Raw genomic sequence first — 9,281 nt, forward strand, 5'->3', positions numbered from 1 at the left:
AGTCATGAGGGCCTTTTTCTGTTGTCATGTGACTACCATTATTTTTAGTTTCAAGTTCATGGTTTTTAGCAAGCGCGATCCATCGTTGCAAGGTTGAATAACCGATACCTAAATCAAGCGCAACATCTTCTAAGCGAACATCATCACATTGAGATAATGCTTTTTCAACAGCTTGAACTTTAAATTCTTGTGTAAATCGACGTCTCATTTTATCTGCCTCTATTAAAGTTAGAAGTGACAACTATCCTGACACAGGGGGAAAACGTTTTGAAAGCATCGCTCTATCCCATAATGACATCGCTTTTGCCTTCATATTTTTGCGAACCGTCGTAATGATCTTTACCCCTTTATCGAGCAAATCAGCTTCTAAAGCCTTGCTTAAATATCCTTTGTCACCGTATAGTTTATCCGTCAGGCAGCTCGCTAATTCACGGACTGGTTGAGTATCATGTACATTTCTTGTTGTCACTTTCGCAGCAACAATTTCACCATGATGATTAACGACTAAATGCAGCTTGAAGCCATAAAACCATCCCATCGTTCCTTTTCCTCGCTGGGCTATTCCATCAAAGGTTTTGTGTCTTGGAATACGAATATTGTGGCACACCTTAATAGATGTAGAGTCAATGAATTCAGCGCCTGTGGGTTTACCTTTAAGTGAAGTGAGATAGGCGCACATTGGCACAATTACTCTCGGCATAACAGCTAAAAATCGTGTGTAACTGAATAAGTTAGGAAATTCACTTTTGTACATAAGTGATACGTAACCAAGGTAGTAATTTTTGAAATCACGATGATGTGACATGTGAAAACTAATAACAATAGTCATAATTTCACTGGTCGTCATACGGCCTGCTCGCTGACGTTTTTGGGTGCCATCTTCGAGTAATTATTTTTTCCATTGGGGTATAAATACGTTGCAAAAATCATCAACATCGCAAAACAATTCAACTAATTTAATCATGCCTGTTCCTTGTTTATCCAATCGTTCTTGGTCGAAAGATCGGATCTCGGAACAGGCATTTAGTTCAATTTCTTAAACGAGATTCAGGTTAGTTAATCAATATTTTTTATCTTCACGCTAAAAATATCTCGTTTGTGCGTTTTTAAAAAAAGGCATATAAAGCACATGTCGCTTAAGCAATTTAAGCGCTAACTCGTACAGTAGGTACCTGTTAAAGCACCCATCATATTAAGTGATACGCGCAATGCCCACTTAGTACGATGGGTGTTTCTATTTATAATGCTTAGTATTTTACTAAGCATGCTTTTTATATTTTGACTTAACTAGGAAAAGTCGTGTTTAAAACCTTAATTGTGGTTGATAACAACGAGCAAACGCTTGCTCAATCGTTCGAAAATGTAATTACGTTTAATTGTTATTTACGTGATTACCCAAAACAAAATGAGCCAAAAACACGCATTATTAATCTGTGCGACTCAAGCCAATATTTGAGCAAAGGTTACTATTGTTCATTACTTGCAGAGGCGCGCAAGCACCAAGTTTTACCCAGTGTAAAAACCATTAATGCACTTCGTAGTGGCCTAGCTCCTATGTTAAATGTGGGCCAAATAGATGGCACACTTTACTTTGGTAATGCCCAAAACGATTTACAATCAAAAGCGGCAAAGTCGGTATTTAAACAATACCCGGCGCCTATTTTATTTGTTGATGAGCAAGGCTTGTTGCAACAAGGGTCTTTGTCGTCTTTAAGCGAGCAACAGTACAGCGAATTTGTAGCCAAGCTAGATAACTTTACTAAAACGCAGTGGCGAATTGGTGCGGTGCAACGTCGTTTTAGATGGGACATGGCAATACTTGTTGATCATAATGAAAAAGTACCACCGAGTGATAAAGACGCCATTGCACGTTTTATTAAAGCAGCGGCTAAACATGGTATTAATGCACAAGCATTAAGCTTTGACGAAATTGATAACATTGCCCAGTTTGATGCGTTATTTATTCGCCAAACTACAGCGATTGACCATCCAACGTATCGCCTTGCAAGCAAAGCGCAAAGCCTTGGTTTAGTGGTTATTGACGATGCTGAGTCTATTTTACGTTGTTGTAATAAAGTGTATTTACACGATGCATTTAATTATCAAAAAGTACCAAGTTTAAAAACGCTTGTAGTGGCTGATCAATCAAGTGAAACGCTTGAGCAATTAGAAGTAGCGTTTACATATCCGCTTGTTTTAAAAATGCCTGAAGGGTCTTTTTCAAAAGGTGTGTTTAAAGTTTCAAACCGTGATGAGCTTGAAGCTAAGCTTACAGAGCTGTTTGAATACAGCGCATTAGTGCTTGCACAAGAGTACATGTATACCGAATACGATTGGCGAGTGGGTGTGTTAAATGGCCGTGCAATTTATGCATGCCGCTATTTAATGGCGCGTAACCATTGGCAAATTTATAACCACGACGCTAAACGGTTTTTCTCTGGTGGCTTTGAAACATTACCAACCTTTGAGTTACCAAAAGCGGTGTTAGATGCCGCATTAAAAGCGTGTAAAACGGTAGGTAGGGGTTTATATGGCGTTGATGTTAAAGAGCACCAAGGCAAAGCATACGTGCTTGAAGTAAACGACAACCCAAGTATTGATCACAAGATAGAAGACGGCTATTTAGGCGACGAGCTATACATGATCATTATGGACGAGTTTAAACAACGCTTAGAAGCGCGAGGCTGTGGGTAATAACATGAGCAACCTTGTTATTCGAAAGGCGCTTGGCAGCGATTTAAACGCATTGATTGACGTTGAAAACGCCTGCTTTAATAACGATAAATTAAGCCCGCGCAGTTTAAAGCGCTGGCTTAGTGCAAAACACGGTATTTTGCTCGTTGCAGAAAATGGCGAGCAACTATGTGGTTACGGGCTAGTGTGGTGCCATAAAGGCACACGTTTAGCGCGTTTATATTCGCTTGCTGTACTACCCACAATACAAGGTAAGGGCATTGCAAAAGCACTGCTTACTAGCCTTGAAAAAGAAACGTGTGAGCGTGGGCGCATTTATCTGCGCTTAGAAGTGGCTGTAAATAACGAAAGTGCAATTGGGCTTTATAAAAGCTTAGGTTACAGAGTGTTTGGCCAATACAGCGATTATTACGACGACCACAGTGACGCACTACGAATGCAAAAAAACATTCGACAAACAAGTGAGTTAAAAGTGGCGCGTTTAACGCCGTGGTATCAGCAAACTACCGAGTTTACTTGTGGGCCTGCTGCTCTATTAATGGCAATGGGGGCACTTGATCCGACTACTGAGCTTACTCAATCACATGAGTTAGAACTTTGGCGTGAAGGTACCACCATTTTTATGACATCGGGTCATGGTGGTTGCCATCCATTTGGTTTGGCACTTGCCGCTAATAAGCGTGGTTTTAAAAGCGAGGTAATGGTTAATACCACAGAGCCTTTGTTTTTAGATGGCGTACGCAACGAAAACAAAAAAGTGGTACTTGCCACAGTGCATCAACAATTTGTAGATGGTATAGCGCAAGCAAATATACCGCTTACGTATAAAGATGTAGAGCTTGAGCATATTGAGCAGTGGTTAAGTAAAGGCTTTAGTGTGCTGTTATTAATTAGTACATATAGTTTTGATGGTAAAAAATCGCCACACTGGGTATGTGTTACGCACCTTGATGAGCACTGTGTGTATGTTCACGACCCATTTTGTGAGCCTGGTAACTACAAACAACTCGCAATAGATTGCCAATATGTACCTATTGCACGAAGTGATTTTAGTAAAATGTCAGCGTTTGGTAGCCAACGTTTAAGAACGGCGGTAGCTATAGCTAATAAAATATAAGGTTAACAGTGAATTTTTTAGATTTAATTGATGTAGCCCCGTATTCGTGGGCAGCTATTGGTACTGCGGCTTTTTGCGGTGCCATTATTGGTATAGAGCGCCAGTTGCGCGGCAAACCTGTAGGTATTCGTACCTCTGCGTTAATAACCTTGGGTACGTATTTGTTTTTATCCACTGCGTTTAATTTACAAGGGGATGTAATAGATCATTCTCGTGTAGTTGGGCAAATAATTACAGGTATTGGCTTTTTAGGGGCAGGCGTTATGCTCGCAAAAGATGGTGCGGTAGTTGGCGTTACATCGGCTGCAACCATCTGGGTGCTTGCATCAATAGGCGTTATGATAGCGACCGAAAACCTTGGCGCTGCAATAAAACTCTCGGTGCTGGTGGTCGGTATTTTATACGGTGTAGATGTACTCGAAGCTAAATTTAAAAGCCTAAGCAAAGGCGTACACACTAAAGTAAAAAACTATCAAAAACGCTATTATCGAAAAGAGTTTAACGACACAGAACGCCACTAAAAGTGGCGTTTTTTTCAGTGTTATTGAAATAAGTACATATTTTTTTTTGTTTAAAAGCTCAAATATGAACCCTATCAGTGTAGTGACACACTGTTATCTCTCTACATCTCGTGCGTATATACTCTATTACTTATCAAAAATATTAAGATTTAAATTTTGTAAAATAGTCGTATAAACAAAAGGTTGTGTCCCTACTTGCCTTTCAAACTCGAAACGTACATCTTCAGTGAGATTCATATAGTCAATTTTGTATTGTAAGAATTTTTTTGGTTCGTATAAAAGTTGTCCGCTACTATTTCCGTATTTAGAGGCCTTTAAACCGAGTTCAGCACGAGTGAAGTCAAGTTGACCAATCGCAAAAATAAGGGTACCGCGTTCCTGACTATCGCACATATCTCGATTACGCATCCTTAAATAAAACAAAGATTTTAGGAATGTTTCTTTTGATACATTGAGTGTTCTGAATTTATTCAAATCTAGCTCTAATTCAGAAGATTCTGCAATATCGTTACATTTAGATACAGAATCAGTTAAAAGAGTTATTTTATTTAATACATCTTTGTCTAGCATCTCCAAAACTGGACTTTCTGATCCTAAACATTGGTTAGAATATACAGCTATTAAAATTGGTAACAAAAAGACTAATTTATTATTTACAGCCACTGGAAACTCCTAGCCAAAACTTTAATAGCTTAGGGTTATTGTGCATATGGTAATGAATAACCATATCGTCAGCATGGCTCTGTATCATTCTGTTCGTTATTACGGGGGGGGACTTCATTGCTTTCGCGTAAAGAGACCAATCAGTTTGTGTAATATTGAAACCTGCTTGTGGTGGTTTGCTTTTTGTGAATATACTCGAAAAAACCCTAGAGTAATAAATGCGGCTAGAATATCACTAATTTCTTTTTTACTATTTATTATCTCTATAGTTTTTTCACTCACAACGTCAAGCTGTAATCCATTTAGTGGTTCACATGTTTTCATTAAATATATCCTTATTATTTAGTTGCATGAAATTAGCACAGATAAATATATTAAGTCAAACGATACAATAATGCTCTGTAACTAGGCCTTTATTGTTAAGTAGAGCCAGAAAAAATTTGGCTTTACTCTTTACCTCACCTAATGACTTTAAGTATCATGATTTAGCTTTGAATACTGACTCAGCTTTAGAGTTACCATAAAAACTGGTAGCTTAAGTGTTCTTTTAAGCTATTATTCGTCTAATCTGAATCTACAGCTAATATCTCTAATCATATTTTTTAATCTTACTGCTTCAGCATCCCTTTGTTCTCTGGTCATTTCAATAGCTTCAAAATCGTCCAGCGCATTCAAAACTTTTAAAAAGTTATCATATAAGTTAGAAGAAACATAAAATTTAGATTCAGATATTATACGTCGCTCATCTTTATACTCTGATATTTTAAAGTTATAAAACTCTCTCCCAAAAGAATAATATAAATCATTAATGGTAATGGCTAATTTATTTTTATCTTTAAGGAAAATATTCTTTTTACTTGCCTTGATAGCTTTATAAGAAAAATAGGCAGAAGTGGCTGCCGCACAAGTAGAAAAAAATGTGAGTAAGTTAGTTATATACATATGTGCACCTATTTTTAGAGGGGTCTATTATATTGATTTTACATTTTTTAAATATTAGCCAAATAACTTTCTCCTAACTACTTTTCTGTAGCCACTGGGTGTTTGGCTTAATACTTTTTTAAACACGCGTGTTAAATGCCCTTGGTCGTTATATCCCACTTCTAAAGCCACTTCTTGAATTGATAAATTTGATGATGCTAATAACTCCTTCGCACCTTCTACGCGTAATTGTTGCCAATACTCAATAGGGCTTTGATTAGTGGCGGCTCTAAAACGGCGGGTAAAAGTACGGTAGCTCAAGCTAAATTGGGCAGCGACTTCTTGCAAGTTTAGCTCGGTGGCTAAATTAGTTTTTAGCCAAAATTGAATTTGCGCAATTAGCTCATCGGGGTGGCGGTCAACTGCACCTTCTAAGTAGCGTTGATCTTCGTAGGGTTTGCGTATTTCGTGTGAAAAATTACGTTCTACATGCTGCGCGGCGGCTTTTGTGTAGTACTGGCTAATAATATGCACGATCACATCTGCAAGCGCATTAAGACTCGCTACTGTATACATCCGCTCTGACTGGGTTATAAAAAAGTCGGGCTTTAAACGTACCTGCGGGTAGTCATGGCTAAATTGTTTGGCGTAATGCCAATGGGTGGTAGCAGGGTGCCCATCAAGTAAGCCAGCCTCTGCTAATAAGCAGTTGCCAGTACCTACACCAATTATATGACTGCCTGCACTAAAGCTTTCGCTTAGCCAATCAACTACGTGTTGATTTGTACGCACTACTGGGCGTGGGTTTCGCCAAATACCCGGCACTATAATTAAATCGCTGTAGGGCGCGTTGGTTGTTATGCAATCAGGATTTATTGCAAGGCCTGCGCGAGTAGCTATAGATTCTGCATTTTTAGCCACTAAATTTATAGCAAGCGGTCTAAAACTTTGCTTATCAAGATGGCCTTTAGCAAAGGCCTCGCCGGCTCTTAGCATTTCTATAGGTAGCGTTAAACTAGTCACTAATAAATGCGGATAAACCGCGATAGCAATATTTATAGGTGGATTAGTGTATTTATCAGTCATATAAATGCTCCGACCAGTACTCTTTGGCCTTTTGTGCTGAATATTTGGCTATTAAAGCACAATGTGTGGTACATAATCCATTTAAACTGCCTCTTCTCCTTATAACACGTTTTTTAAAGGTAAATTATGACAGCATTACCCGTTATAGTAGGCATGGGTGGCATTAACGCCGCTGGCCGTACTTCTTTTCATCAAGGTTATCGCCGTATCGTGTTAGATAGTTTAAACGCTCAAGTCCGCAGTGAAACATTTTTAGGCCTCGCCACACTGATGAATCTAGTAAGCGTTGTAAACGGCCAATTACAAGATACACAAGGTAATAATGTTGAGCAAAGCGACATAGAAGCACGCTTTGGTGAGCAAATTATTGCTGGTACGCTTATTCGTAAAATTGAAAAAGAACATTTTGACGCAGATGCCACGCCGTGGCAGCAAAAAATGACACTGACCGCATCAAGTGAAAACGCAATTGTGTTTGAAACGCGCGCTCGCGATTTACCAACGCCGGTTCCTGCTAGCTGGCAAGTTGAAGAACTTGAAGGCAAAAAAGTAAAAGTAACTATTGCAGTCGATTTAGATGTTAAGCATAACTCAACGCGTGATAATCCAATTAAATCTGCTGGGCAATTTCCGACTGGGTTTGATCCGTCTGTTATGTATAACAGCCGCTACCAGCCTCGTGGTTTGCAGGCGACTATTTTTGCAGCTACTGATGCGATTAAATCAACAGGGCTTGATTGGCAGCATATTATGAATAGCGTCGAGCCAGATAAAATTGGTACTTATTCAGCATCGGTAATTGGCCAAATGGACGACAAAGGCCTAGGCGGGTTAGTAAAAGCGCGCCAACAAGGCGACCGTGTTAGCACTAAACAGCTGGCACTGGGTTTAAATACAATGTCGACTGATTTTATTAATGCCTATGTTACAGGCAATGTAGGTACTACGTTTTCGACCTCGGGTGCATGTGCAACGTTTTTATATAACTTACGTGCGGCGGTTAACGACATACAAGCAGGACGTACGCGGGTTGCAGTTGTTGCAAGCGTTGAGTGTGCTATTACACCCGAAGTGGTTGAAGGCTTTGGTAATATGAGTGCACTTGCAAATGTTGAAGGGCTGCGTCGTTTAGATAACTTATCAAATGATGAAGAACCAGATTACCGTAATAGTAGCCGACCATTTGGTGATAACTGCGGCTTTACATTAGGTGAAGGCGCACAAGTTGCAATTTTAATGGATGATGCGTTAGCCCTTGAGTTGGGCGCTGATATTATGGGCTGCGTACCTGATGTGTTTGTAAATGCAGATGGTGTTAAAAAGTCGATTACATCACCTGGGCCTGGTAACTATATAACAATGGCAAAATCGGCTGCTTTAGCAACGAGCCTTTTAGGCAAAGGAGCGCTGCAAGAACGTAGCTTTATTTTAGCGCATGGTTCGAGTACTCCGCAAAATCGTGTAACAGAGTCACTTATATATCATAAAGTGGCACAAACGTTCGCTATTGATAATTGGAAAGTGACAGCACCAAAAGCATACGTTGGCCATACTATTGCCCCTGCAAGTGGCGATCAGTTAGCGATTGCTTTGGGTGTATTTAGCCACAATATTATGCCAGGTATTACCACAATAGATAAAGTAGCAGACGACGTTTATAGCGATCATCTTGATATTCGTAATAGCCATTACGAATGCGCTGATATGGATATTGCTTTTATAAATTCAAAAGGCTTTGGCGGTAACAATGCAACAGCGACCGTACTTTCTCCAAAAGTAACAATGAAAATGCTCGCTAAGCGCCATGGCGATGACGTTATGACTAGTTACACTCAGAAAAATAGTGTGGTTAGAGCTTCGCAGAAAACGTATCAAACGCAAGCAGATTTAGGCCAGTACAAACTTATTTATCGCTTTGGCGATGGACTTATTGACGACAACGACATTGTAATAGACGAGCAAAGTATTCAGTTACCAGGCTTTGAAAAAGCAATTACGTTTAGTACAACAAACTCCTATCAAGATATGTTTTAAGCACACATACTTGTTAGCAAGGCGCTTTTTAAGCGCCTTTTTTAATGCTTTAAATATACGTAACCTGAACTCTGGATAATAAATCTATCTCGAGCAGCTATTTTCAGCGCTAACTGCGTTGAATTTAATTGCAATAGGCCCGCTATTGACGCGTAAATTCGCCTTGTTTTCACTGAAAATCTCTGGCTAGAGAAAAATAAATTTAAATATCATTATGATTCAATATATTAGTAAATATCTTAACC

General features: G+C 39.3%; 9 protein-coding genes and 1 pseudogene. 4 read left to right on the plus strand and 6 right to left on the minus strand.

Translation table 11 applies throughout. The features are described 5' to 3' along the window. Together CWB66_RS16100 and CWB66_RS16105 are read right to left on the minus strand one after the other, a co-directional pair. A partial coding sequence (locus CWB66_RS16100) for a transposase (protein WP_171037522.1) occupies positions 1 to 208 on the minus strand: 208 nt, incomplete at its 3' end. Between the two features lie 51 nt (positions 209 to 259). After that, positions 260 to 964: pseudogene (locus CWB66_RS16105) on the minus strand (IS982 family transposase); the annotation flags it as partial. Positions 965 to 1,299: 335 nt separating this feature from the next. On the opposite strand from CWB66_RS16105, the gene CWB66_RS16115 reads away from it, so the two are divergent. The 3 genes from CWB66_RS16115 to CWB66_RS16125 are packed head-to-tail and all read left to right on the plus strand — an operon-like array spanning position 1,300 to position 4,332. Further along, positions 1,300 to 2,694 carry a RimK family ATP-grasp domain-containing protein gene (locus tag CWB66_RS16115; RefSeq protein WP_138586143.1) on the plus strand — a complete coding sequence of 465 codons (1,395 nt, stop codon included), beginning with the start codon at positions 1,300 to 1,302 and terminating at the stop codon, positions 2,692 to 2,694. Between the two features lie 4 nt (positions 2,695 to 2,698). Next, entirely contained in the window at positions 2,699 to 3,811 is a 1,113-nt protein-coding gene (locus tag CWB66_RS16120) for a GNAT family N-acetyltransferase/peptidase C39 family protein (RefSeq protein WP_138586144.1), read from the plus strand. An 8-nt stretch (positions 3,812 to 3,819) separates the two neighbouring features. Then, complete coding sequence (locus CWB66_RS16125; RefSeq protein ID WP_138586145.1) at positions 3,820 to 4,332, plus strand: MgtC/SapB family protein; 513 nt, start codon at positions 3,820 to 3,822, stop codon at positions 4,330 to 4,332. Positions 4,333 to 4,458: 126 nt separating this feature from the next. Here CWB66_RS16125 and CWB66_RS16130 read toward each other — a convergent pair whose 3' ends face one another. From CWB66_RS16130 to CWB66_RS16145, 4 genes are all read right to left on the minus strand, one after another. After that, positions 4,459 to 4,995, minus strand: a complete 537-nt coding sequence (locus CWB66_RS16130; protein WP_138586146.1) for a hypothetical protein — start codon at positions 4,993 to 4,995, stop codon at positions 4,459 to 4,461. A gap of 114 nt (positions 4,996 to 5,109) precedes the next feature. Continuing rightward, on the minus strand, positions 5,110 to 5,319 hold the full coding sequence (locus CWB66_RS16135) for a hypothetical protein (protein ID WP_138586147.1): 210 nt from the start codon (positions 5,317 to 5,319) through the stop codon (positions 5,110 to 5,112). Positions 5,320 to 5,550: 231 nt separating this feature from the next. After that, positions 5,551 to 5,937 (minus strand): hypothetical protein, encoded by a 387-nt coding sequence (locus CWB66_RS16140; protein WP_138586148.1) that lies wholly within the window; start codon positions 5,935 to 5,937, stop codon positions 5,551 to 5,553. A 54-nt stretch (positions 5,938 to 5,991) separates the two neighbouring features. Then, on the minus strand, positions 5,992 to 7,002 hold the full coding sequence (locus CWB66_RS16145) for a GlxA family transcriptional regulator (RefSeq protein ID WP_138586149.1): 1,011 nt from the start codon (positions 7,000 to 7,002) through the stop codon (positions 5,992 to 5,994). A gap of 126 nt (positions 7,003 to 7,128) precedes the next feature. Here CWB66_RS16145 and CWB66_RS16150 point away from each other — a divergent pair, with 126 nt between their 5' ends. After that, entirely contained in the window at positions 7,129 to 9,036 is a 1,908-nt protein-coding gene (locus tag CWB66_RS16150) for a beta-ketoacyl synthase (RefSeq protein WP_138586150.1), read from the plus strand. Positions 9,037 to 9,281: the final 245 nt, after the last annotated feature.

Source organism: Pseudoalteromonas sp. S558 (assembly GCF_005886635.1).
Classification (GTDB): domain Bacteria; phylum Pseudomonadota; class Gammaproteobacteria; order Enterobacterales; family Alteromonadaceae; genus Pseudoalteromonas; species Pseudoalteromonas aliena.

Coding starts and splice junctions, on each gene's coding strand:
- CWB66_RS16135 (WP_138586147.1), bottom strand. CDS start 5,319: ATGAAAACATGTGAACCACTAAATGGATTACAGCTTGACGTTGTGAGT.
- CWB66_RS16140 (WP_138586148.1), bottom strand. CDS start 5,937: ATGTATATAACTAACTTACTCACATTTTTTTCTACTTGTGCGGCAGCC.
- CWB66_RS16150 (WP_138586150.1), top strand. CDS start 7,129: ATGACAGCATTACCCGTTATAGTAGGCATGGGTGGCATTAACGCCGCT.
- CWB66_RS16145 (WP_138586149.1), bottom strand. CDS start 7,002: ATGACTGATAAATACACTAATCCACCTATAAATATTGCTATCGCGGTT.
- CWB66_RS16120 (WP_138586144.1), top strand. CDS start 2,699: ATGAGCAACCTTGTTATTCGAAAGGCGCTTGGCAGCGATTTAAACGCA.